Source organism: Pseudomonas sp. AL10 (assembly GCF_029960685.1).
Lineage (GTDB): Bacteria > Pseudomonadota > Gammaproteobacteria > Pseudomonadales > Pseudomonadaceae > Aquipseudomonas > Aquipseudomonas lactis.
The window spans coordinates 95873-118640 of the sequence record NZ_JASBQZ010000010.1 but is presented as its reverse complement, the minus strand read 5'-3'; the positions used below and the strand labels follow the sequence as shown (position 1 = coordinate 118640).

Here is a 22768-nt window from a genome sequence, read left to right as displayed (position 1 = left end):
CAAAAAACATTCCGGGGCAATCGCTTGATTCGTCCCTCTGCGCGGCTGGAAGGCTTGTGCAGAGCGGCGTAGGCTAGGAGAACTTTTGAATTGTTCTTTTCAGGAATAGCCGAGCCACATGCAAACCCCTACCCCGAGGCAAGCAGCAAAGCGTCAAAGTATTCTCCAGGCTGCGACTGATATGTTTCTCGCAGAAGGCTATTCAGGGGTCAGTGTTGACGGGATCATCGCCAACATTGGCGGCTCCAAACGCACGCTCTATGCCTACTTCGGCGGCAAGGAAGGGTTGTTCGCCGCGATTATCGAGCAACTGTGCGCAGAAAACGTCAGCCCGCTGACTCACATGACCCTCGCTCAGAAGCCTCTACAGGAGGCACTGACGACCATTGCACGGGTCTTTCTCGATGTGGTGCTGTCGCCTCGCACCCTGGCCCTGCATCGCCTAATCGTGTCCGAGGCCCTGCGCGCGCCGGAGGCTGCAAAGTCGTTCTTCGAGGCTGCCCCCGCAACGGCCTATAGCTGCCTGGCCGATTACTTTACCTGGGCCGAGGAAGCCGGGCTGGTCATGCCGGGCAACTCGCAGACCCGCGCGAAGATCTTCCTTGATGCGCTGACCGGCGACATGCAGTTGCGCTGCCTGCTCGGGCTTAGCTCATGCCCTGGAAAAGCCGCGCGCGAGCACCTGATCAGTGAGACCACAGCGATTTTCATCAACGGGTTGTCAACTGACAGGCACTAGAACCCATGAAGGTAACGTAGCGTCAATTGGGTGCCCTGCGCGCGGTTTTCAGCGCCACTTTCAAAATACAGATTGGCGAAGAATGTCTGGCTTCCCTGCTGGTACATCACCCCTGGCCCGATCCCTGTCACCTGTTCCCTGGAGTCACGCTGGCGATGCCCATCAATGCGGTCATCGCTGATCTGATTGAGTTGATAGCCTGCAACGCCGATACGCCACTTCTCGGCAACGGCATAAGAAACCGACAGGTTGCTATGAAACGCCTCTCCCGGCTGGATACTGCCGGCTTGCAGGACTGACGCCGGATCGTTATTGCGGCTTGACCACGCATAATTGAAACGACCACTGACCTCCAGGCGGTCAGTCAACTCCCAGGTGAACACGTAATGGGGGTTGAACACCCAGACATTGCTCCCGGTATTGAGGCTCGAATCCTTGTTATAGGAACCCGTCGGCAAGGAGAACACGAAATTAAAGCGCTGCCAGTACGGGCGGCCGAAGAACGACACCGGGGCCCACTGCAACAGAAACGGACTGACGATCATGTCACCCTGGCGAGTCCGTCGTCCCTTGGGGCCCTGATCGATCTCTATCTCCAGGTTCACCAGTGGCAATAGCACTTCGGCGCCATAGTTCGCTCCCAGCAGAGTCTTGTCGCTGAAGTAAGCCAGGTGCGGCAGTACCGTGGTGCTGTGCACCTGCTGCCGCCCCGGCAACGCATGTCCATGGGCATCGTAGGCCGAGTTGCTGCGGTAATACTGCACCGGTAACTCGAACAACGCACCGGGGCCGGCGACCCCATCCATGAAACTGGCATTGCCCAGGGCCAGAGGTGGCAGGCTGATGCTGTCAGCCTCGCTCGTGGCGCAGGCCAGTGCCGAGCTGATGCCCAGCACCCGAATCCATTGGGTTTGACTCATACAACACCTTCATTGAATAACGACTAGAAAACACTGAATGGGTAATCGACAATCACCCGGTACTCATCGGCGTTTGAATTGCCACGGGTGTTGCCCGGTGCGGTATACCCCTGTGCCGAACGGTGTGCGGCCCAGCGCAAGGTGATATTCAAGCCTTTGGCCTTGCCGTCTGGCACGGCATAGCGCAGGGCAACGTCCCGCTCCCAATGGTGTGCATCTTTGCCGGCGGCGTTATAGATGTAGCCGTAGCCCGTGCTATTGGGATCGACCCGGGTCAGGTCCGCTTCACCGCGAGTGTATGAAGTGCTGAGCTGGAAATCCGGCGCGTTGATAAACGCCAGGCTGGTCTGGTATTGAATCTTCCAGGACTTTTCGCCAGGTGCATTGAAGTCTGCGTATTGCTGGGAGTTGCCCAGGTAAAGGAAGGTCCGGTCGTCCTGGACCATGTAGTCGAACGGCGTGTCGCCGTCCACCTTCTGCAGCCCCAGGGTCAGGCTCTGGCCTGCGCCGGACAGCGTCAGGCCACCGCTATAAGTGTTGTTGTCGATATGGCCCAACTGGCGCTGGCCCTGATCGCGGGTTTTGAAGTAACGCAGGTACGGTGTCAGCGTAAGCCCAGGCGTCAGCTTGAATGGCTGGCTGACCCCGGCGTAGTACTGGTTCCAGATATCACTCAATTGGCCGCCATACAGGGTCACTGTTATTGCGCCGGGCACCGCGTAGACGCCGCCCAGCCAACTCATGGACGCGCTTTCACGATCAGCGGCCACCCCAGCCTTGTTGCCGGTGCCGTAACTGGTGGTCAAGTGGCTTTGGCCGCTCTGGTTGCGCTGGCGTGTTGAGTCGATCCAGCCAGTGTCCAGTGTCAGGTGTTCCAGGCTGTAGTTCTTGAGCGTGACACCACGAAATGTCTGGGGAAAGACTCGGCTGACGCCACTGGCGATCAGCGGGTTTTCTAGGTACTGATCACCTGCCTGCATCAGGCTGTCAAACCCGCGCAACTTGAGCGCCGCGCCCGCAGCCGAGAAGTCAGACTCCGACGCGCCTTTTGAGTCCAGCGGCAGCAAGCCGGCCCCGCCGCTGCCCCCTCCTCCATCCAGCTTGAGCCCATAAAAACCATGCACGTCGAGCCCGACACCAATGGGTGTGTCGGTGTATCCCGAACGAAAGGACAAGTACACGCCCTGCACCCATTCGCGCTGGTCACGCCTGGACGGTGTGTTGTGATTATCGCGGCCCAGGTAGTAATTGCGCAGCAAGCCGTTAAGAGACGAGCCGCTGACAAATCCCGGCGTGACCGACAGCTCAGCCTTTTGGCGCTCATTGATACCGGTGCTGAGGTTATCTCTCTGGTCCATGGAGTTATCGGCATAGGCCCCTGTCGCCGACAACGAGACAGTCAGCGAGATTGAGACCCTTATAAGCCGGCGCAATGACACACTCATCAGCGTTGCTCCTGTTGTTCAAGCACCGTCACCGTCGCCGTAGTGCCTGCGCGCAAGCGGTCCTTGGCGGCATAGGCAGGATCGATCCTGATTCTTACGGGGACCCGCTGGGCCAGCTTGACCCAGGTGTAGCTGGGGTTGATGTTGGCCAGCAAGCGACTGCCAGGCGCGTTCTCCCGGTCGGTGATGGCGAAGGCGATGCTCTGCACGGTTCCGCTAAAGGTCTCGCCGCTCATCAACTGGATCCGCACTGGGTTACCTTGTGCGATACGCGGTAACTTGGTTTCCTCAAAGTAGCCACTGACATAAAACGAATCGCTGTCCACCAACGCCAGCAAGGCACCGCCGGCACTGGCGTAATCGCCCTGGCGGGTCAGCAGGTTGGTCACATAACCACTGACGGGTGCCACCACCCGGGTGCGCTGCAGGTCGAGTTCGGCCTGGGTCAAGGCAGCCTTTGCCAGCTGCACATTGGCTTGGGCCAGCCCCAGGTTGGCCTGGTTGCTGAGCAACTGCGCCTGAGCGATAGCCACGTCGGTATTGGACTTCTCCCACTCCTCACCGGAGATGGCGAACCCTTGTTTGAGGCTACGCCGGCGCCGCTCTTCACTTTGGCGCTGTTTGAGCTGCGCCTGGCTGGCAATGATTGCAGCCTCCGACTGGCCCATTGCGGCCTGGGCCACTTCAACAGAGCGTCGTGCGTGCTCGACTGCCAGGGCATAGCGCGCCGGGTCGATTTGCAGTAGCAGGTCCCCTTTGCTCACATGCTGGTTATCCTGCACCCGCAAACTGGCGATCAGCCCGGAGACGTCCGCCGACAAGGTCACCACATCAGCGCGCACCCTGGCATCGCGAGTCCAGGGTGAACGGGTGTAGTGCTCCCAGGCGAACCAGCCCAGGACCAGCGCCAGCAAGACAACCGCCAGGGTAATCAGTTGGGCGATGTATTTTTTCAAGGTGACGAGGCTCCCATTACTAGAATCACAACAGCACACACGCAGACATAGAGCGCGCCTTCGAACAGCGCCTCATGCCACACGAACCGCAGCACGCCCAGCCGACGCAAGGACCAGCCCAGCACCATGAAAATCGGCAGCGCCAGCAACAAAGCCTGCGCAATGGGCGGCAGGTAGACGCCACCTACCTCAAAATCAATGTGCAAGAGACGACACTCCTTTTTCATCGAGCTCAAGAAATTCGCGGTAGCGCTCAATAAACGAGGCAACGATCAGCAGTGCCACGCGAATGCGAAACACCGACCAGAGCTGTTCATGCCCGGACGAAAGCTCAGCGGCATGCAGTTGGTCCAGGTCATCGCCCAGGTGCCGCAATGCATCGGTCAATGCCTGCCAGACGACGGTGGGCCTTCCCGCCACATAACGGCCTGACTGGTCCAGAACCGACTGCAAACGGGCCTGGGTTTGCGCCGTCAGCAATGTATTGTTCTGCCCTTGTTGCTTGAGCTGGTTCAACGCCACGCCCAGGGCCATGCAGGCCAGAGTGACCTCGAACAGCGCATGGGCTCGCGGGTCTTTGGTCGAGGGCAACAAACCCAGCATCATGGTCAGGCGATCCATCATCCGGCTTTCAAAGGCGAACTGCTGCTGATCCGTCGCTGAGGTCTTGAGCAATACGTAGACCTGCTCCCGGCTCTCATCGAACAGACGGTGAATGCGCCGGGCCGGATTGAATGGAAACACCCAGGAGTACACCAGTAACGACAAGGTGCAAGCTCCGATATAGGCACCGGCAAATTCGAACCACTGACTCGCGGTGTTTTGCCAGGCCCCGATATTCTGCGGGCCCACCATCAGGAAGGTCGAAAGCCCCAGGCCCATGCCTATCCCCGCAGTCAGTGGGCTGGCCAGGCCCACAGCAATCACATAGAGCAACGGCGCCAGAATCAACAGCAGCATTTCGACGTCGCCAATGGCGGGCACCAGCATGAACTGATAGACCGCTGAAATCACCAGCGACAGGCCAAACCCACGTGCGTAGTTCTGGCTTGCCGCCAAGGGCCGTGGAAAGGTCGCCATCAATGAGCACAGAATTCCCACCAGGATCATCCCTGCCCGGGCGCCATCCCAAGCCGTTTCGATCCAGATCAATCCACACACAAGCAAGGCAATAAACGCACGGGCAGCGTTCATTCCCGCCAGGCGCCAGTCCAGGTACAGCGGATTACTCCGGCTCTGGCGGTGCAGGCAGTTGGCCGGACGGCCCTCCTGAATGGCATCACTCAGTTGCAGGATCTCTTCCAGTTGTTGCAACAGCCTGGCCTGCTCCCAACGCAAGGCCCACGCCAGCGCGCGTAACGTACCTGTTATGGGCTCATCACGTTGCTCAACCTTATTGGCCTGCTGGTCAAAGCGCTGCTGCAACACGCTAAAGCGCTGGCGCGCCTGCGTCGATAATGAACGCCCCGCCACTGCCAACTCATCCAGGAACGCGAGTTCGTCAGCGCGCAGCTGTTGAATGTCTTCGGGAAGCTCACCTTGCCAACGCTCATCGATCAGCGTGCGTTGACGACGCAGCACTGTCAGACGTGAAGTCAGCAATACCAATTGATTACCCAGCAGTTGCACCAGGCCGTTGGCACTGCGCAACCGTGGCGCATCGAAATACAAATGCCGGCGCAGGCCTTCCAGTGCGTTGATTTCTCCGAGTAACTGCATCTGGCGCTTACGGAAATCGGCCTCGCTCTCCTCGGTACGAATCACCGCCGCCGCATGGGCCGCCATCAATTTCAGGACTTGATCTACTTTGGCAAAGTACCCCCGGGCGACCGCTTCCGGGCGCGCCGTCAACAGGCTGACCACGCCGACACAGGCAACCGCCAACAGCGTCTCAGTGAGTCGGGTGATCGCCAGCATCAAGGTATTATCCTGCTCCGGTACAGCAAGCAGCCCAACGACGACCGCCGTGAACCCGCTGAGCACAAAGGCGTGGGAACTGGTGTAGCGCAGCAACGTGCCACCCGCCGTGCAGAACGCCAGCCACAGCGACAAGGTAACAATGAATGGGACCGGTGCCTGGGGGAAAACGCCCATGATCAGCACCGCCACTGCCGCGCCGACCAGGGTGCCGATAATCTGTGAGAAACTACGCTGCAACGCCATGCCACCCAAGGGTTGGCTGACGATAATCACCGCCATCACTGACCATTTTGGCTGGTCTAGGTCGAAGATGAAGGCCAGGTACAAGGTCAACAATCCAGCTGCAACGGTGCGCAACGCAAATAGCAGCGCGCCCATACCTGGATTGAACACCACTTTGAAATAGTTGATCAGGGGCTGCATAAACGGCTCAAGCGGGCTGCCAAGGCCTGCGGACCGAGACACAACCTTTGGTCAAAAGCTGCGCCCAATTCATAACAGGTCGTTAGCTGGAAACCGGTTCATGCTCATCTGAACGCACCTGGTGCTAGGTTGAAATGAGGACTGCCTGTCGCAGCACAGCCCCCATGCTCGGGCTTACTTGCCTTCAGTCAAGGCGTTGTAGCTGGTGAACAGGTTGCGGTAGTCCGGAATGTGGTTGGAGAACAACGTCCCCAAGCCCTCGATGTCGTTGCGCCAGTCGCGGTGCAGCTCACAGGCCAGGCCAAACCAGGTCATCAGTTGCGCGCCGTTGGCCGACATGCGGGCCCAGGCGGACTGCTGGGTCAGTTCGTTGAAAGTGCCGGAGGCGTCGGTGACCACGAACACTTCAAAGCCTTCGGCCAGGGCCGACAGCGCCGGGAACGCCACGCACACTTCGGTCACGACGCCGGCAATGATCAATTGTTTCTTGCCGGTGGCCTTGATGGCCTTGACGAAGTCTTCGTTGTCCCAGGCGTTGATCTGGCCTGGGCGCGCAATGTACGGCGCATCCGGGAACAGTGCCTTGAGCTCGGGCACCAGCGGGCCATTGGGGCCGGTTTCGAAACTGGTGGTGAGGATGGTCGGCAGCTTGAAGTACTTGGCCAAGTCAGCCAGGGCCAGCACGTTGTTCTTGAATTTGTCCGGGTCGATGTCACGGACTAGTGACAGCAAGCCGGCCTGATGGTCGACCAACAGCACAGCGGCGTTGTCTTTGTCCAAGCGAACGTAAGGTGTAGACATCGTGGTACTCCTGATAAAGAAGGTGACGCCCCGAGTGGGCGCCCCGTAAAGAACCCAGCGTGTTTACTTGCGCTGTGAGTCTAGTACTTCGTGGTTGTTTGCCACTTCCTGAGCCTTGACGTAGCTCTCGATGAGAAGCTGGTAGTGCGGCATGGCCTGGGTGTAGACGTTGGCCCACTCCTGGGCATCCGGGCGGTTCCAGGAGCCTTGCAACTCCGACAGCGTGCCCATGATGTCGATCGGCACCACGCCGGCCTGGGCCAGGCGTGCAACGGTCAGGTCGGTGGCCAGCCTGGAGTGGTTGCCCGAGGCATCGACCACCGCGAACACCTTGTAGCCTTCATGCACCGCCGCAATCGATGGGAACGCCAGGCACACGCTGGTCAGGGTGCCGGCGATCACCAGGGTCTTCTTGCCGGTGGCTTTGACGGCGGCATGAAACTCCGGGTTGTCCCACGCGTTGATTTCGCCACGGCGGGCCACGTACTGGGCGTGCGGCGCGGCTTCGTGGATTTCCGGGATCAACGGGCCGTTGGGTCCTTGCGGCACCGAAGCGGTGGTGATAACCGGTATTTTCAGCAGGGTTGCGGCCTTGGCCAGCGCGATGGCGTTGGCGCGCAATTGAGGAACATCAATGTCCTTGACGATCTGGAACAGACCACTCTGGTGGTCGATCAGCAACATGGCGGTGTCAGCGGGGTCAATCGTCGGCTTTTGACCATTGAAGTTTGCAGCGTTACCTGATGCAGTCATTTGCATTTCCTCTTGCTTGGCGATACCTCCCTGGCGTGTGCGCCGGAACTGCGCCCGGCCGTGCCTGCACTTCCTGTACAGACACGCTTGGGCAACGACCTGGACGTGTGTCAGCAGGCCCACCCAAAAAAACAGTGGAACCACCTTAATCATCGCGTTCAGGGTTAGGTAGTGGCTGAAACGGGCCGCTCCATCTCAAAAATGGAACAATGCAGCCGCACGGTGGCAAGGGCACTTGGACGTGCCGGTCGTTACAATGCGATCATCGGCTCCATCCCGTGGATTTCAGGCACTTGCGCCAATCATGACCGTTCACTTATTTCCAGGCAGGTGCCTTCATGGACATCAAACAACTTAAATTCCTGATCGCGCTGGAGCAGACCCGCCATTTCGGCCAGGCCGCCGCCCGCTGCAACATCACCCAGCCCACCCTGTCGATGCGCCTGCGCAACCTGGAGGAAGAACTGGGCCTGGAACTGGTGACCCGCGGCCAACGCTTCGAAGGCTTCACCCAGGCCGGCGAACGCGTGCTTGCCTGGGCCAGGACTTTACTCGCCGCCCACGACGGCCTGTTCGCCGAAGCCGCTGCGTGTCGCGGCCAGTTAGTCGGTAACCTGCGCCTGGGCCTGGTGCCCCTGAGCGGCTTCAACCCGATCAGCTTCATCCAGGGCTTGTCCCACAGCTTCCCGGAACTCAAGTTCAGCCTCACCTCCATGAGTTCGGACAAAATCATCGAAGCCCTGGGCACCAACCAGTTGGACCTCGGCGTGTGCTACCTGGACCACGTCAGCCCCAACTACCTGGAGTTTTTCGAACTAGGCGAAACCCGTGTCGGCCTGCTGTACGACACCCGCCACTTCCACTTCGAAGGCACCCAGATGAGCTGGGAAGAAGCCGCCGAACTGCCTCTGGGGATGATCAGCAATGGCATGCACTACCGAAAATCCATCGACCTGAGTTTCCGCAGCCGCGGTCTCGATCCCCAGCCGATTCTGGAAAGCGACTCCACCTATCAACTGTTCCAGGCCATTCACGAAGGCTTCTGCTGCGCGATCATGCCGTTGGACAGTGGCCTGGAAAGCCCGATTGAGAACCTGGCGTTTATCCACCTGCCGGATGCCAGCGTCCTTGCCCCCCTGGGCATGGTGATGCGCAAGACCGAACCGCGCTCGGCCATCGCAGAAAAATGCTTTGCCGAGGCCAGGCAGTTGTTTGCGCCCAATACCCAGGCTTAGCGGGCCTGGGTTTGCAGCGCACACAAAAAAGGCGCTCCGCAGAGCGCCTTTTTTACCGCCGATTGTTTTACTGCAAGCTGACCTGACGCAGTTCAGGTTTGGCCTCGCCACCAATCATGATGCGTTTTGGCTTGGCCTCTTCAGGCACTTCACGCAGCAGGTCGATGTTGAGCAAACCGTTGGTCAGGGATGCGCCACGTACTTCGATATGGTCCGCCAAGCGGAACGACAACCGGAACGCACGTTGGGCAATGCCCTGGTGCAGGTAAGCGACCTTATCGTCGGTTTCGCGTTTACCGCCAGAAACCGTCAATACACCCCTCTCGACCTGGATATCCAGATCCTCCTCGGTCAGGCCAGCCACGGCGATGACAATGCGGTACGCGTCGTCACCGTGCTTTTCCACATTGTGAGGTGGATAGGAATTCGGAGCCTCGCTGCGCAGCGCCGACTCGAACAGGTCATTGAAGCGATCAAAGCCCACCGATTGACGGAACAGTGGGGCCAACGACAGGGTAGTAGCCATTTTAAAATCTCCTGAGTTTCTCCAAGTGATTTAGTACGCGACCCGGATTCGGCATCGCGTGATCAAAAATTTATGGACGCGCAAAAGGAATTCAAGAGGGTTGATAAAAATTTTCTTGCGCAAGGGGCGAACACCGAAACCCTAGTGCGGCGGCCTGTGCTCTAATCACATTGCCAGGCGTGCTTTACCCCGTGAGCGCCTGAGACAGCCCTTGAGGTACAAAAAAATGAAAATGACATTCCCGGCCCTGGCATTGGGCATCCTGATCTCCCAAGGCGCCCTGGCCGCTGGAGATGGTACCGCCGCGCTGGGCGGCGGTGTAGGCGGCGTGTTGGGCAATGTGGTCGGCCAACAGCTCGGTGGCTCGACCGGTGCAGCCATCGGTGCAGGCGTAGGTGGCGCAGCCGGGAGTGCGGTGGGTGCGCAAAAAGGTAATAAAACCGAAGCGGCGATTGGCGGCGGTTTGGGCTCGGCGGGCGGCTCGCTGATTGGTAATCGCCTGGGCGGTAGCACCGGGTCGACCATTGGCGCGGGCGTGGGCGGCGCAGCCGGCGGCGCGTTGGGTAACAACCTGGCCGATGACGAGAGCGGTCATCGCTCAAGTGGTGGCAAGCATAAAGGCAACAAGCATAAGCACAAGAACAAGCACCACTGATCCTCTGGTTTACCCTGTAGGAGCGAGCTTGCTCGCGAAAAACTCACAGACGCCGCGTTTATTCAGGAAGCACGCGTTATCGTTGACGTTTTTCGCGAGCAAGCTCGCTCCTACGCCGGGCCAATATCCCTTTACATCGGCGTGCTGCTCACCACCCGCAACGCCAGCCCTTCATAAGCGTCCAGCGTGATCGTGAACGCGCCCTCCTCGGTCAAATCTCCCTCCACCCGCTCATTGATGATATCTACCACCGGCCCCGGTGCGATGTTGGGCAGGTGCAAGGTTTCGGTGATCGGCGTGGCACCGAAGTTCAACGCAGTGATTTGCGTGCCCTTACCCGCCGGCAGTTCGTGAACCATGATCAACAAGCCTGGGTGCTCGACATCTGGCACCAGGATCTGGCGGCTCGCGGCGATGTCGTAGGCGCGGCGCACGGCGAGGATTTTTTGCAGTTGGGAGGCAAAGGACTCTGGATCCTGCAGTTGGCTGTTCAGGCTGCCATACAGGCTTTTGGAGCGCGGCATTTGCCCCGCCGACAGCTCGGCGTCGGGGTTCAGGTCCACCAGATCATAGGCGCCACGGTGGATCCAGCGCGTGTCGCCATCGGCCATCAGGTGCGCCACGTCTTCGGCCGCCAACGGCAGTGCGCCCACCAGGTCCCAGCCGGACAAGGCAAACACCCCAGGTTGCATGGCGTTGTACATCACCAGCAGCAAGTGGATCTGGCGAATCTGCTGGATATCCGCCGGGGTGATCGCCTCCAGGTCACGAATACCCAGGGCTGCGGTGATGATACTGGCGGTGGTGCAGGACACGCCGTTGGTCACGAACTTGAGGTTATACGGCGCATGTTCGCCGGTCAGGCGTTCGTACATCTGCTCGCGGATATGCTCGCGCAGGATGTTGCCGGGGAAGGTCTGCCCCTGGAACATGAAGCTGTCGTGGGCGTGCAGCGTCCAGAAGTGCACCAGTTCCAGGGTCAGTTCATCGTGGTTCTGTAGCGCGTGGATCAGCGATCCTGGGTCGATACCCAGCGTGTGCATCTGGCGCAGCATCAGGCGCAGAAATTCTGTGTCGCCCATCAACAACGCGTGCTGGTAGGCAGGCCGGGTGATGAAATCATAGGACAGGTCGGCGCCGCCATGGGACATGGAGGCGATGTCGTCCACAGTCAGGTTGAGTTCCTGGAAACTGAAACCACCGGCCTTGCGAATCGCCCCGCCGAGCAACTGGTTGCCGGTGATCGACAGCGGGTGGCTTTCCGACCAGGCCGTACCGTCCAACTTGCGCTCTACACCGAGAAACCCGTTGGCGTCCAGGCGCAGGATCTTCGCGCCCATCACATCAATGGCGTGCAGCGCGTCGCCGATGATCATCTGCTGAGCCGCGAACGAGGGATCCAGCCAATTGAGCGACGGCTGGCCTTCCTTGAAGTAATGCAGGTACACCCAACGCCGTGGTTTGCCGTCTACGCCGACCACTTGCGGCGTGGCGCTCCAGTCAGTTTCCTTTACCCCCGGCTCGAAGAAGATCACCCGCTGCAACTGGCCGACGATGTAGTGCTTGTCGCGCAGCGCATCCACCTGTTGCGGGCTGAGGTTCTGTGCATCGCGGCCTTCGGCGACATCCGGCAGCAACGACCAGTCTTCCTCACGGATTTCCACCATATGGTAGAGCCCCGGATAGTCCTCATAGGCCATCTCAGCCAGGCGAAAGTCCGCGCCCTTGCCGGTATGGGACGGGATCACGTCGTCGATGATCACCGCATTGTGCGCGGCGGCCATGCGCGTCAATGCCTGTAACTGCGCCTCGGTGCCCAGTTGCGGGTCGATGTCGAAGCTGATGCGGTCGAAATTGCCGTCGATGGTCGGCGTGTGCTCGGTACCAGACAAGCCACCGGACTTCTTCAACGGGCCGTTGTGAATGCCCTGGATACCGATTTTGGACAGGGTATGCCACAGGGTTTCGTCCCCCAACGCTTCCAGCACGGTGCCGCCTTCGCGGGTGATAATCGACGCGGGGTAGGCAGTGAACCACACGGACGACAAGGCTGAAGCGTCACGCGGCCGGGTCTGTGCATAGGGCTGCTGCCACAAGCGCCCTTGCCCCGAATAGAGCTTGGCCCGCTGCCGCGCTGCGTGGAGCATGGAATGTTGCACCAGCCAGTTCACATGATCGTTATTCGCCGCGGTCATAAGCTCGGTACCTGTCGTGGTGAAAAGGGTCGGTGTAAGCATATGAGGGGCGTGGGCGCCATTCGTTGCATCGCAATAGAACGCTTACCCTGTAGGAGCGAGCTTGCTCGCGAAAAACCCACAGGCGCCGCGTTGATTCAGGACGCCCGCGTTATCGTTGAGGTTTTTCGCGAGCAAGCTCGCTCCTACAGAAGACATTCACCTGCGCTGCCGCCTTGCGTGGCTTGCCGGTACTGCCTCGGGGTGAACCCGGTAGAAGACTTGAACTGCCGGGTAAACGCACTGTGGTCGGTATACCCGCATTGCAGCGCCACCTCGGTAATCGGCAACTCGGTATGCAACAACCGCCGGGCATGTTCCAGCCGGACTTTCTGGATCATTTGCCGGGGCGTGAGGTGGAACACGCGCTTGCAGTAGCGTTCCAGTTGCGCCACGGAAATCCCGGCGATGCGGGTCAATTCACCCAGGGTGACGCGGCGGTTGAAGTGGCTGCGGATGTGTTCGTCCACCGCCGCCAGGCGCTGATAGGCCGGGTGGGTTTCGCTGGCTGATTGCAGGTCTACCGAGATCCCGGCCAGGCCGATGATCGCGCCGAGCCGGTTGTACAGCGGCCACTTGTGGGTCAGGCACCAGCCGGGTTCGCGGGTGCCGTAGAGGTGCAATTCGAGTTGGTCTTCCAACACCAGGCCCTGCCTCAGCACACGACGGTCTTGTTCGGTATAGCCGGGGCCCAATTGCGCGGGAAACACTTCGGCGCTGGTCTTGCCCAGCAGCGGTTGCAGCTGCTTGAGGCCGCAGCGTTGCACCAGGGTACGGTTGGCGAGCACGTAGCGGGCGTCGATGTCCTTGATGAAAATCGCGGCATTGGGCAGTACATCAAGCATCGGCAGCAACTGCTCTACCCCGCTCAATAACTGCTCGATGCTGTGGGGTCGGCTGCCCTGGAAAAGGCTCGCGAACGCGCTCTGCAACATGACTTTATCTGCCCTTTTATTCGTCGACAGCCAGCAGATTGCGCCATGGGGCGAGCGCTGTCGAGCGCGGCAAATTGTGCTGAATTCGTCATCCATCGCCGCATAAAACATCAATCCTCAGCCAGGCCTGTGGGTTCAGGATAGCGCCACTGCATGCCTATCCAATAACTCACAAGAAGGCGCCGCTATGTCAGGCCAAGGCAAGTTCAAGAAACAGCTGTCACTGATGGACCTCACCTTTATCGGGTTGGGGGCCATCTTCGGTTCGGGTTGGTTGTTCGCCGCCAGCCACGTGTCTGCCATCGCAGGCCCGGCGGGGATTTTTTCCTGGTTGCTCGGTGGTTTCGCCGTGCTGCTGCTGGGCATTGTCTACTGCGAACTCGGCGCCGCCCTGCCCCGCGCCGGTGGCGTGGTGCGCTACCCGGTGTACTCCCATGGCCCGCTGCTGGGCTACCTGATGGGCTTTATCACGCTGATCGCGTTTTCCAGCCTGGTGGCGATTGAAGTGGTCGCCTCGCGCCAGTATGCGGCAGCCTGGTTTCCCCAGCTGACCAAGGCCGGCTCCAGCGACCCGACCACCCTGGGCTGGCTGGTGCAATTTGCCTTGCTGTGCCTGTTCTTTGTGCTCAATTACCGCAGCGTGAAGACCTTTGCCATCGCCAATAACCTGGTGAGCGTGTTCAAGTTCATCGTGCCGTTGCTGGTGATCGGCGTGCTGTTCACCTTCTTCAAGCCTGCGAACTTCCAGGTGCATGGCTTTGCACCGTTCGGCTTGTCGGGCATCGAGATGGCCGTGTCCGCAGGCGGGGTGATCTTTGCCTATCTGGGGCTCACGCCGATCATTTCGGTGGCCAGCGAAGTGAAAAATCCACAGCGCACCATCCCCATCGCCCTGATCCTCTCGGTCCTGCTGTCGACCGCCATTTATGTGCTGCTGCAAACCGCGTTCCTCGGCGGCGTGCCTACCGAAATGCTCGCCAATGGCTGGGCCGGCATCAGCAAGGAACTGGCCCTGCCCTATCGCGATATCGCCCTGGCGCTGGGCGTGGGCTGGCTGGCCTACCTGGTGGTGGCCGATGCGGTGATCTCCCCCAGCGGCTGCGGCAATATCTACATGAACGCCACCCCGCGCGTGGTGTATGGCTGGGCGCAGACCGGCACCTTCTTCAAGGTCTTCACGCGCATCGATGAAAAGTCCGGCATCCCGCGCCCGGCGCTGTGGCTGACCTTTGGGCTGTCGGTGTTCTGGACCTTGCCGTTCCCGTCCTGGGAAGCGCTGATCAACGTGGTGTCCGCAGCCCTAATCCTCAGTTATGCCGTGGCCCCGGTGACGGTCGCCGCCCTGCGCCGCAATGCACCCGACATGGCGCGCCCGTTTCGGGTCAAGGGCATGGCGGTGCTGGGCCCGCTGTCCTTCATCATCGCTGCGCTGATCGTGTACTGGTCGGGCTGGAGCACGGTGTCCTGGCTGCTGGGCCTGCAAATCCTGATGTTTGTGGTGTACCTGTTGTGTGCACGCTGGGTGCCGACCGCGCACCTGAACCTCAAGCAACAAGTGCGCTCTTCGGCCTGGCTGATCGGCTTCTACGCCGTGACCATCCTGCTCTCCAAACTCGGCAGCTTTGGCGGCATCGGTGTGATCAGCCACCCGTTTGACACCCTGGTGGTGGCGGCCTGCGCCCTGGGCATCTACTACTGGGGCGCCGCCACCGGCGTGCCCGCCCATTTGGTGCGCCTGGAGCAGGAAGAGGATGAAAGCGAAGCCGTCAGCGACGCGCACTACAGCGCCCCACTGTCCCCGACCACCCACTGATGGAGCGCCTTATGAAACGGCTGCACGTGATTGACTCGCACACCGGCGGTGAACCTACGCGCCTGGTCATGAGCGGTTTCCCCGCGCTGGTTGGCGACACGATCGCCGGCCAACTGGAACACCTGCGCATCCACCACGATCAATGGCGCCGCGCCTGCCTGCTGGAGCCACGGGGCAACGATGTACTGGTGGGCGCGCTGTACTGCGCGCCCGTCACGCCGGGGGCGACCTGCGGGGTGATCTTCTTCAACAACGCCGGCTACCTGGGCATGTGCGGCCACGGCACCATCGGCCTGGTTGCCTCGCTGCACCACCTGGGGCTGATCCAACCGGGCGTGCACAGCCTCGATACGCCGGTCGGCCCGGTCGCGGCCACCTTGCACGACGACGGCAGCGTGACCCTGCGCAATGTGCCCGCTTACCGCTATCGCAAACAGGTGCCGGTTGAGGTGCCTGGGCACGGCGTGGTGCTGGGCGACATCGCTTGGGGCGGCAACTGGTTCTTCCTGGTGTCGGACCACGGCCATGAGTTGCAGATGGATAACGTGGAGGCCCTGACCGACTACACCTGGGCGATGCTCAAGGCCCTCGAAGCCCAAGGCATCCGTGGCGCAGACGGTGCGCTGATCGACCATATCGAACTGTTCGCCGACGACGCCCACGCCGACAGCCGCAACTTTGTGATGTGCCCTGGCAAAGCCTATGACCGCTCCCCCTGCGGCACCGGCACCAGCGCCAAGCTCGCCTGCCTGGCCGCCGACGCAAAACTGGCCGCAGGAGAACCCTGGGTACAAGCCAGCATCACCGGCAGCCAATTCCTCGGCCGCTATGAGTGGGACGGCGAACGCGTACGCCCCTTCATCACCGGCCGCGCCTACATGACCGCCGACGGCACCCTGCTGATCGACGAACAAGACCCGTTTGCCTGGGGCATCTGAGCCCTTGATCAATTCAACTGAAACCGGAGTTAGCACCATGAGCGACAACATCTTCACCGGCTGCATGCCCGCCCTGATGACCCCTTGCACCGCCGAGCGCCAACCAGACTTCGACGCCCTCGTCGCCAAGGGCCGCGAGCTGATCGACATCGGCATGAGTGCCGTGGTGTATTGCGGTTCCATGGGCGACTGGCCGCTACTCACCGAGGCCCAGCGCCAGGAAGGCGTGGCGCGCCTGGTGGCGGCGGGTGTGCCAACCATCGTCGGCACCGGTGCGGTGAACAGCCGTGAAGCCGTATCCCACGCAGCCCATGCCGCCAAAGTCGGCGCCCATGGTTTGATGGTGATTCCCCGCGTGCTGTCCCGAGGTGCTTCGGTCACTGCGCAAAAGGCCCACTTTGCAGCGATCCTCAACGCCGCCCCCAACCTGCCGGCGGTGATCTACAACAGCCCCTACTACGGTTTCGCCACCCGCGCCGACCTGTTCTTCGAACTGCGTCGCGAACACCCGAACCTGATCGGCTTCAAGGAGTTCGGCGGCGCCGCCGACCTGCGCTACGCCGCGGAAAACATCACCTCCCAGGATGATGATGTGACCCTGATGGTCGGCGTCGATACCCAAGTGGTCCACGGCTTCGTCAACTGCAACGCCACCGGCGCCATTACCGGCATCGGCAATGCACTACCACGCGAAGTGCTGCAACTGGTAGCCCTGAGCAAAAAGGCCGCCAAGGGCGATGCCAAGGCGCGTCGCCAGGCCCGCGAATTGGAAGCTGCGCTAGCGGTGTTGTCATCGTTCGACGAGGGCTGCGACCTGGTGCTGTATTACAAGCATTTGATGGTGCTCAACGGCGACCAGGGTTACGCCCTGCACTTCAACGAAACCGACGCGCTCAGCGCGGCCCAGCGCCGCTATGCCGAGCAGCAATACGCGCTGTTCCGCCAGTGGTATGCCAACTGGTCGGCAGAACAGAACGCCGCTTGATTCTTTGTAGGAGCGAGCTTGCTCGCGAAGAACGTTAACGATAACGCGCTCACCCTGAACGAACGCGTTGTAGGCACGTTTTTCGCGAGCAAGCTCGCTCCTACAACACCTCTTTTGTTTTCCAGGATTTCACCATGACTCTGACAGGCAAGCTGCTGATCGGTCAGCAATCCATATCCGGCCATCGCGATGCGATCCGCGCGATCAATCCCGCCACCAACGCCCCACTGGAACCCGCCTACGCTGGCGGGGATGAGCAGCACGTAGAACAGGCCTGCGCACTCGCGTGGGCCGCGTTTGACGCTTACCGCGAAACCCCCTTGGCAGATCGCGCCACGTTGCTTGAAACGATCGCCACCCACATCGAAGCCTTGGGTGATGAGCTGGTCGAACGCGCCTGCGCCGAAACCGGCTTGCCTCGCGCACGCATTGAAGGTGAACGCGGCCGTACCTGCGGGCAACTGCGCGCTTTTGCGCGCACCGTGCGCCTGGGCGAATGGCTCGACGTGCGCGTCGATACCGCACAGCCCCAGCGCCTACCTCTGCCCCGCGCCGACCTGCGCCAGCGCCATATCGCTCTGGGCCCGGTGGCGGTGTTCGGTGCCAGCAACTTCCCTCTGGCCTTCTCCGTGGCGGGCGGCGATACCGCGTCGGCCCTTGCCGCCGGTTGCCCGGTGATCGTCAAGGCGCATAACGCCCACCCCGGCACCAGCGAACTGGTGGGCCGCGCCATCGCCCAGGCGGTGAAACACTGCGGTTTGCCGGAGGGTGTGTTTTCACTGCTCTATGGTGCGGGTAACGAGGTGGGTATCGCACTGGTGAGCGACCCGCGCATCAAGGCTGTGGGCTTTACCGGTTCGCGCAGTGGCGGCATTGCCCTCTGCCAAGCGGCGCAGGCACGCGCGGAGCCGATCCCGGTGTACGCGGAAATGAGCTCGATCAACCCGGTATACCTGTTTCCTGCTGCACTTGAAACTAGGTGCGAAGCCTTGGCCGAAGGGTTCGTGGCGTCGCTGACCCAAGGCGCCGGCCAGTTCTGCACCAACCCTGGCCTGGTGATCGCCCTGCAAGGCGCCGCTCTGGACCATTTTATCCAGTCCGCCAGTGAGCGGCTCTCGCGTTGCCCGTCCCAGACCATGCTCACACCGGGTATTTTCAGCGCCTATGAAACCGGCGTGAAGGCCCTGGCCCAGCACGCCAACATCGCCGCCAAGGGCATGCCAGCGACCGGGCCGAACCTGGGCCAGGCCCATCTGTTCGTGACCCAGGCCGAGGCGTTCCTGAACAACGAACAGCTGCAATCCGAAGTATTCGGCGCCGCCTCGCTGGTGGTGGCATGCCGCGATGTCGAGCACATGCGCCAGGTGTCCGAACACCTGGAAGGCCAACTCACCGCCACCCTGCAGATGAATGACTCAGACCTGCCACACGCACGGGCACTGCTGCCGGTGCTGGAGCGCAAGGCTGGGCGTCTGCTGGTGAACGGCTGGCCGACTGGTGTAGAAGTGTGCGACGCCATGGTGCATGGCGGTCCCTTTCCGGCGACTTCGGACGCACGCAGCACCTCGGTGGGCACGGCGGCGATCCTGCGGTTCCTGCGCCCGGTGTGTTATCAGGATTTCCCGGACGCCTTGCTGCCCGCCGCCCTACAGCACGACAACCCGCTGCGGTTGCGGCGCCTGCTCGACGGCCAACGAGAAGCATAACCATGGCCGATCCCAATCAAGCAGACATCGTAGTAGTCGGCGCCGGCATTATCGGCGTCGCCTGCGCCTTGCAGTTGGCACGCCAAGGCCGGCGAGTCGTCGTGCTCGACGCGCAGGCACCCGGCATGGGCGCCTCCTACGGCAACGCGGGCCACCTGGCGACGGAGCAAGTCTTCCCCATCGCCGACTTGTCAATCCTCAAGCGCTTGCCCGCCATGCTCCTGGACCCCATGGGCCCACTGCGCCTGGACTGGGCCTACCTGCCCCGCGCCCTGCCCTGGTTTATCCGCCTGCTGTTGAACCTGCGGCCAGCGCGTTATCAGCGCACCGTGGCCGGCCTTCGCGCGCTGAACGAAGGCAGCCTGGGCGCGTGGCAACGCTTGCTGCAATCGATTGGACAAGCTCAATTGCTGCGTGAAGACGGTTCGCTATTGGTGTTTGAGCGCGCCGAATCCCGCGCTGCACTGGATGCAGTGCAGCAACGCATGAGGCAGCAAGGCGTCGCCGTGGAGTCCTGGAGCGGCGATGCGGTGCGCAAGGCTGCGCCGCAACTGAGCGACGCCATACAAGGCGGTTTGTTCTTCCCGGCTACCGGACACTTTCTGGACCCGTACATGGTGGTTGGCGAACTGGTGAACGCAGCCAAGGCCGAGGGGGTGCAATTTCTTCAGCAGCGGGTTCTGGATGCGCGCCTGGAGGGCAGCGGCGTTTCCCTGATGACCGACCAAGGCGTACTGACAGCACCGCACGTGCTGATCGCCTGCGGCGCCCATTCGGCCAAACTCACCGCCGCACTCACCGGCAAACAGGTGCCACTGGACACCGAACGCGGTTACCACCTGATGCTGCCCCACGAACAACAGCGCCTGCCATTCGCGGTCACTTCGCTGGAGCGCAAATTCATCATGACGCCCATGACCGGTGGCCTGCGCCTGGCCGGCACGGTCGAATTCGCCGGCCTCGACCGCCCGGCCAATATGCAACGGGCCTGGCAGTTACACCGGTTGAGCAAAGGGCTGTTGCGACATGACTTGAACGACAGCGAAGCCACACCCTGGATGGGGTTTCGCCCTTCCCTGCCCGACTCGCTGCCGATTATTGATCGGGTGTGCAACGGCAAGGTACTGCTTGCGTTCGGTCACCAGCATCTGGGGCTGACACAAGCAGCGGTGACAGCCGAGCGGGTTGGGCAGCTTGCGGCGGGTGAGCGGGTGCCAGAACTACAGCCTTATCGGCTGGATCGTTTCTGAAAACACCGAAAACCAAATGTGGGCTACTTGACCAACCGCTTCTCCTTGGAGGGGCGATAGCCGAAATAAGCGCTGTAGCATTTGCTGAAATGGCTCGGCGAGACAAACCCGCACGCCACCAGCACATCCACCTGGGATAACTCGGTGTGCTGCAACAGGCGTCGCGCTTCAGTGACGCGCAGTTCCATGTAGTAGCGCTGCGGCGTGGTGCCCAGCTGTTCTTTAAACAGGCGCTCCAACTGGCGGCGGGAACGGCCGGCGTAGACGGCGAGTTGATCGAGTTCCAGGGGCTCTTCGAGGTTGGCGTCCATCAGCTTCACCACCTCGCGCAGCGGCGCGCTGACACACATATTTTCGGTGGGTTTGATACGGCGGTAGCGCGACTCTTCGAACGCCAGGATATCTTCGATGCCTTCGACCAAGGCTTTGCCATGCAAGCTCTTGATCCAGTCCAGTGCCATGTGGAAAGCCCCCGAGGGGCTGGACGCAGTGAGGCGGTCGCGGTCGATCACATAGGGTTCGCTGGTGACCTGCGCCGCCTTGGACACTTCGGCCAGCGCCGGGCGATGTTCGGGGTGGATGGCACAGCGGTAACCCTGCAACAGCCCCGCACGCCCGAGGAACCACGAGCCGTTCCACAAACCGGCGAGGCGCACGCCCGCTTCACCCGCGCTGCGCAGCCATTGGATAAATGGCTCGCTGGCCTTGAGTTCGGTGCGAAAACCACCGCAGATCACCAACAGGTCCAAGTCCTGCAACGTCGCCAGCATCAGGTTCGCATCCGGGCGAATGACCAGGCCCAGGTCGCTGATGACTTCGCCCTCACCCCAACCGAAGGTGCGCGTAGCGAACAGATCGGGGCGCAACAGGTTGGCGGTCACCAGCGTATCGAGGGTCTGGGTAAAGGCCGGAAGCGAAAAGTGTTCGAGCAGCAGGAAACCGACACGGGTGACCGAGGTTGATTGCTGGGGGTTATCACTGAGGTAGCGCAGGTTCTTGCCTTGCATGCCACCGCTGAACTGGCGTCTTTCCATCGAGGGTCGGCCCACGCTTATTGTTGTGCAGTGGGCGCTATCTTAGGGGCAAATGCAGTGGCTGTCTCAGGTGACGCTCAGGGCGGGTAGCGGCCATGGCGCTGATCTTGATAAAAACTGTTTGCTTGAAAAGCCACGGCCCAGGCGCTGCGCGGTGATCTGATACGGTTTTTTCTTTTCGATCTGCGCCTGTATTGAAAACCGCTTGAGGCGGACAATAGCCCCATCCCGACATTCCTGTCGTCCCCTTCCCCTCGGAGGCCTTATGACCAAGATGGCGATTTTCCTGTTTGGCTTTTTGGTGTTGACCATTGGTATCGGTATGTTGGCGACCATCTCACCGGTCTAAGCCCGCGCTACTTCCCCTGTGGCGAGGGAGCTTGCTCCCATGACGGCCTCATACCCGACGCTTATCTACCTGACGCCCCACGATCCAACTGTGGGAGCTGGCTTGCTCGCGAAGGCGGCCTGGCAGGCGACACTGTTATACCGAGTACATATCCATTCCAGCGGTAACGGCTACTTGGGGTTCCGCTCTGACAGCGGGTCACTTTGGAAAAGCCGGAATGCCGGCCCAGCCCAAAGTAACCAAAGGGCTCTTGCCCCACCACTCGGCACCTCGCTTGGGCTCGGTGTGCCCGTAATCCGCCAGTGATTTGGGGGGCCGCCGCCACGCGCCATCCATGGCGCGGGGCGGCTAAACCGGCATCCCTGCCGGTTTACCCCCCAAATCCCTGTCGAATTCCGGCCAGCGGGGTTTAACGGGGCGCCTGAGATCAAGATCACAAGCAGAGCAAGATCAAGAGCGACTCGCTTCGCATCGTGGTTACCTATGCCACCTCAGCCCACAAACAGCATCGGATACAGCGACAGCACCAACAGCCCGGCCATGGACCAGTTGAACATCCGCAACCAGCGCGGCTCACGCAGCAAGTTGCGCAAGCCGCTGCCACACCCCACCCACACGCACACACTCGGCAGGTTGACCACTGCAAATACCAGGGCGATCACCAGTACATTAGTCACATAACCCTCGGCCGGCGTGTAGGTAGTGATCGCCCCCAGCGCCATGATCCACGCCTTGGGGTTGACCCACTGGAAGGCCGCCGCACCGAGGAAGGTCATCGGCTTGCCGTGTTCATCCGGGTTGTCAGACATGCCGCCCGCATTGGCAATCTTCCACGCCAGATACAACAAATACGCAGCGCCGACATACCGCAACAGCGTGTAGGCCCACGGGAACACCTTGAACACCTCGCCCAAGCCCAGCCCCACACAGATCACCAACAGCATAAAGCCGATGCTGATTCCCAGCGCATGGGGCATCGAACGGCGAAAGCCGAAATTCACGCCTGAGGCCAGCAACATGGTGTTGTTGGGCCCTGGGGTGATCGAAGAAACAAAAGCGAACAGCACGAAGGCTGATAACAGGCTGGTAGACATGATCATGGCGCGGCATCCAAGCGGTGGTGATGTGCCTGCGACAGTAGTGGGTTATGG

20 protein-coding genes are annotated in these 22768 nt (G+C 61.0%); 8 read left to right on the top strand and 12 right to left on the bottom strand.

Annotation, left to right across the window (positions count from 1 at the left end; translation table 11 throughout):
• Window positions 1-118: 118 nt before the first annotated feature.
• On the top strand, window positions 119-739 hold the full coding sequence (locus QK296_RS13155) for a TetR/AcrR family transcriptional regulator (RefSeq protein WP_003191530.1): 621 nt from the start codon (window positions 119-121) through the stop codon (window positions 737-739).
• On the opposite strand, the gene QK296_RS13150 is transcribed toward QK296_RS13155, so the two are convergent.
• From QK296_RS13150 to QK296_RS13120, 7 genes are all read right to left on the bottom strand, one after another.
• The gene (locus QK296_RS13150) at window positions 736-1659 is read right to left on the bottom strand and encodes a transporter (protein ID WP_169855864.1); all 924 of its coding nucleotides are present in this window, start codon (window positions 1657-1659) and stop codon (window positions 736-738) included. The two genes, QK296_RS13155 and QK296_RS13150, sit on opposite strands and share 4 nt — an antisense overlap.
• 23 nt (window positions 1660-1682) lie before the next feature.
• Window positions 1683-3104, bottom strand: coding sequence for an OprD family outer membrane porin (locus tag QK296_RS13145; RefSeq protein ID WP_014718570.1), 1422 nt, complete (start codon window positions 3102-3104; stop codon window positions 1683-1685).
• On the bottom strand, window positions 3104-4060 hold the full coding sequence (locus QK296_RS13140; RefSeq protein WP_003191534.1) for an HlyD family secretion protein: 957 nt from the start codon (window positions 4058-4060) through the stop codon (window positions 3104-3106). Before QK296_RS13140 ends, QK296_RS13145 begins: the two co-directional genes overlap by 1 nt.
• Complete coding sequence (locus QK296_RS13135) at window positions 4057-4266, bottom strand: DUF1656 domain-containing protein (RefSeq protein WP_003191536.1); 210 nt, start codon at window positions 4264-4266, stop codon at window positions 4057-4059. The genes QK296_RS13140 and QK296_RS13135 overlap by 4 nt, the downstream gene beginning before the upstream one ends.
• Complete coding sequence (locus tag QK296_RS13130; RefSeq protein WP_282391022.1) at window positions 4256-6403, bottom strand: FUSC family protein; 2148 nt, start codon at window positions 6401-6403, stop codon at window positions 4256-4258. The genes QK296_RS13135 and QK296_RS13130 overlap by 11 nt, the downstream gene beginning before the upstream one ends.
• A 174-nt stretch (window positions 6404-6577) precedes the next feature.
• Entirely contained in the window at window positions 6578-7204 is a 627-nt protein-coding gene (gene ycaC, locus QK296_RS13125; protein ID WP_003191542.1) for an isochorismate family cysteine hydrolase YcaC, read from the bottom strand.
• Between the two features lie 63 nt (window positions 7205-7267).
• Complete coding sequence (locus QK296_RS13120) at window positions 7268-7957, bottom strand: isochorismatase family protein (RefSeq protein WP_003191543.1); 690 nt, start codon at window positions 7955-7957, stop codon at window positions 7268-7270.
• Window positions 7958-8295: 338 nt separating this feature from the next.
• Between QK296_RS13120 and QK296_RS13115 the strand changes: the two genes are divergently transcribed.
• Window positions 8296-9192 (top strand): LysR family transcriptional regulator, encoded by an 897-nt coding sequence (locus tag QK296_RS13115; RefSeq protein ID WP_003191544.1) that lies wholly within the window; start codon window positions 8296-8298, stop codon window positions 9190-9192.
• A 67-nt stretch (window positions 9193-9259) separates the two neighbouring features.
• On the opposite strand, the gene QK296_RS13110 is transcribed toward QK296_RS13115, so the two are convergent.
• The gene (locus QK296_RS13110) at window positions 9260-9718 is read right to left on the bottom strand and encodes an Hsp20 family protein (RefSeq protein ID WP_003191546.1); all 459 of its coding nucleotides are present in this window, start codon (window positions 9716-9718) and stop codon (window positions 9260-9262) included.
• A 226-nt stretch (window positions 9719-9944) separates the two neighbouring features.
• Between QK296_RS13110 and QK296_RS13105 the strand changes: the two genes are divergently transcribed.
• Window positions 9945-10373 (top strand): glycine zipper domain-containing protein, encoded by a 429-nt coding sequence (locus QK296_RS13105; protein ID WP_003191547.1) that lies wholly within the window; start codon window positions 9945-9947, stop codon window positions 10371-10373.
• Window positions 10374-10504: 131 nt separating this feature from the next.
• Here the strand turns inward: QK296_RS13105 and treS are convergent, their stop codons facing one another.
• A complete protein-coding gene (gene treS, locus QK296_RS13100; protein ID WP_282391021.1) occupies window positions 10505-12568 on the bottom strand; it encodes a maltose alpha-D-glucosyltransferase in 2064 nt (687 codons plus the stop codon).
• 185 nt (window positions 12569-12753) lie between these two features.
• On the bottom strand, window positions 12754-13542 hold the full coding sequence (locus QK296_RS13095) for an AraC family transcriptional regulator (RefSeq protein ID WP_003191551.1): 789 nt from the start codon (window positions 13540-13542) through the stop codon (window positions 12754-12756).
• A 187-nt stretch (window positions 13543-13729) separates the two neighbouring features.
• On the opposite strand from QK296_RS13095, the gene QK296_RS13090 reads away from it, so the two are divergent.
• The 5 genes from QK296_RS13090 to QK296_RS13070 all read left to right on the top strand — a co-directional run bounded on the left by QK296_RS13090 (window position 13730) and on the right by QK296_RS13070 (window position 20234).
• Window positions 13730-15355, top strand: coding sequence for an APC family permease (locus QK296_RS13090; RefSeq protein ID WP_003191553.1), 1626 nt, complete (start codon window positions 13730-13732; stop codon window positions 15353-15355).
• An 11-nt stretch (window positions 15356-15366) separates the two neighbouring features.
• A complete protein-coding gene (locus tag QK296_RS13085) occupies window positions 15367-16293 on the top strand; it encodes a 4-hydroxyproline epimerase (RefSeq protein WP_282391020.1) in 927 nt (308 codons plus the stop codon).
• Window positions 16294-16330: 37 nt separating this feature from the next.
• On the top strand, window positions 16331-17278 hold the full coding sequence (locus tag QK296_RS13080) for a dihydrodipicolinate synthase family protein (RefSeq protein WP_003191556.1): 948 nt from the start codon (window positions 16331-16333) through the stop codon (window positions 17276-17278).
• A 134-nt stretch (window positions 17279-17412) separates the two neighbouring features.
• A complete protein-coding gene (locus QK296_RS13075) occupies window positions 17413-18984 on the top strand; it encodes an aldehyde dehydrogenase (NADP(+)) (RefSeq protein ID WP_282391019.1) in 1572 nt (523 codons plus the stop codon).
• 2 nt (window positions 18985-18986) lie between these two features.
• Complete coding sequence (locus QK296_RS13070) at window positions 18987-20234, top strand: FAD-dependent oxidoreductase (RefSeq protein WP_282391018.1); 1248 nt, start codon at window positions 18987-18989, stop codon at window positions 20232-20234.
• Between the two features lie 23 nt (window positions 20235-20257).
• Here QK296_RS13070 and QK296_RS13065 read toward each other — a convergent pair whose 3' ends face one another.
• On the bottom strand, window positions 20258-21241 hold the full coding sequence (locus QK296_RS13065) for a GlxA family transcriptional regulator (RefSeq protein WP_044274164.1): 984 nt from the start codon (window positions 21239-21241) through the stop codon (window positions 20258-20260).
• Between the two features lie 867 nt (window positions 21242-22108).
• Window positions 22109-22717: a LysE family translocator gene (locus QK296_RS13060; RefSeq protein ID WP_169855868.1), complete on the bottom strand. Its 609-nt coding sequence runs from the start codon at window positions 22715-22717 to the stop codon at window positions 22109-22111.
• Between the last annotated feature and the right edge of the window lie 51 nt (window positions 22718-22768).

Bases quoted from the DNA above. Each gene is read 5' to 3' on its own strand.
- QK296_RS13155 (WP_003191530.1), top strand. From the start codon at position 119: ATGCAAACCCCTACCCCGAGGCAAGCAGCAAAGCGTCAAAGTATTCTC.
- QK296_RS13150 (WP_169855864.1), bottom strand. From the start codon at position 1,659: ATGAGTCAAACCCAATGGATTCGGGTGCTGGGCATCAGCTCGGCACTG.
- QK296_RS13145 (WP_014718570.1), bottom strand. From the start codon at position 3,104: ATGAGTGTGTCATTGCGCCGGCTTATAAGGGTCTCAATCTCGCTGACT.
- QK296_RS13130 (WP_282391022.1), bottom strand. From the start codon at position 6,403: ATGCAGCCCCTGATCAACTATTTCAAAGTGGTGTTCAATCCAGGTATG.
- ycaC (WP_003191542.1), bottom strand. From the start codon at position 7,204: ATGTCTACACCTTACGTTCGCTTGGACAAAGACAACGCCGCTGTGCTG.
- QK296_RS13120 (WP_003191543.1), bottom strand. From the start codon at position 7,957: ATGACTGCATCAGGTAACGCTGCAAACTTCAATGGTCAAAAGCCGACG.
- QK296_RS13115 (WP_003191544.1), top strand. From the start codon at position 8,296: ATGGACATCAAACAACTTAAATTCCTGATCGCGCTGGAGCAGACCCGC.
- QK296_RS13110 (WP_003191546.1), bottom strand. From the start codon at position 9,718: ATGGCTACTACCCTGTCGTTGGCCCCACTGTTCCGTCAATCGGTGGGC.
- QK296_RS13105 (WP_003191547.1), top strand. From the start codon at position 9,945: ATGAAAATGACATTCCCGGCCCTGGCATTGGGCATCCTGATCTCCCAA.
- treS (WP_282391021.1), bottom strand. From the start codon at position 12,568: ATGACCGCGGCGAATAACGATCATGTGAACTGGCTGGTGCAACATTCC.
- QK296_RS13095 (WP_003191551.1), bottom strand. From the start codon at position 13,542: ATGTTGCAGAGCGCGTTCGCGAGCCTTTTCCAGGGCAGCCGACCCCAC.
- QK296_RS13090 (WP_003191553.1), top strand. From the start codon at position 13,730: ATGTCAGGCCAAGGCAAGTTCAAGAAACAGCTGTCACTGATGGACCTC.
- QK296_RS13085 (WP_282391020.1), top strand. From the start codon at position 15,367: ATGAAACGGCTGCACGTGATTGACTCGCACACCGGCGGTGAACCTACG.
- QK296_RS13080 (WP_003191556.1), top strand. From the start codon at position 16,331: ATGAGCGACAACATCTTCACCGGCTGCATGCCCGCCCTGATGACCCCT.
- QK296_RS13075 (WP_282391019.1), top strand. From the start codon at position 17,413: ATGACTCTGACAGGCAAGCTGCTGATCGGTCAGCAATCCATATCCGGC.
- QK296_RS13070 (WP_282391018.1), top strand. From the start codon at position 18,987: ATGGCCGATCCCAATCAAGCAGACATCGTAGTAGTCGGCGCCGGCATT.
- QK296_RS13065 (WP_044274164.1), bottom strand. From the start codon at position 21,241: ATGCAAGGCAAGAACCTGCGCTACCTCAGTGATAACCCCCAGCAATCA.
- QK296_RS13060 (WP_169855868.1), bottom strand. From the start codon at position 22,717: ATGATCATGTCTACCAGCCTGTTATCAGCCTTCGTGCTGTTCGCTTTT.